The following is a 527-nucleotide window of genomic DNA, read 5'->3' on the forward strand; positions in this document are numbered from 1 at the left end:
TGTCGCGGTGTCCGCACCGGTTGCAGGTTTGGGAGGTGTACCGGGGATCCACCTGGACCAGTGGTATGCCGGCTCGGCGGGCTTTGTAGGTCAGGAAGGTGCCGAGTTGGTGGAACGACCATGAGTGGAGGGTGACCCGTTGGGGCTTTCGGAGCCGGACCCGGTCGCGAATGCCGGTGAGTTTTTCGACGGCGATTCCGCGTCCGGTGCGTGCAGCCTCGGTCACGATGGTCTTGGCGATGACGTGGTTGGTGTGGGTGGCGTGTCGTGCTTCCTTGCGCCGGCGCCGAGCGAGTAGCCGTTTCGCTGACTGGGTACCCTTGGCCTGCAGTCGCTTTCGTAGCCGTAGTTGCCGGCGGCGGTAGCCGTTGAGCGTGGCTCCGGCGTACCCGGTGCCGTCGGAGTCGTAGGCGATGTTGGCGATGCCCATGTCCACGCCGAGAAACCCGTCTGGGTCGATCAGTTCGGGTTCGGGCACGTCGATGGTGGCGTACAGGAACCACATGCCGTCGCGGTGTACCAGGTCG

General features: G+C 65.1%; 1 protein-coding gene. It reads right to left on the minus strand.

The features are described from left to right. Positions 1-527, minus strand: a 527-nt coding sequence (locus ACFOX0_RS34295) for an RNA-guided endonuclease TnpB family protein (RefSeq protein WP_377553866.1), incomplete at both ends; no start/stop codon positions are given.

This window comes from Micromonospora zhanjiangensis, from assembly GCF_042650605.1.
GTDB classification, from domain to species: Bacteria; Actinomycetota; Actinomycetes; order Mycobacteriales; family Micromonosporaceae; genus Micromonospora_J; species Micromonospora_J zhanjiangensis.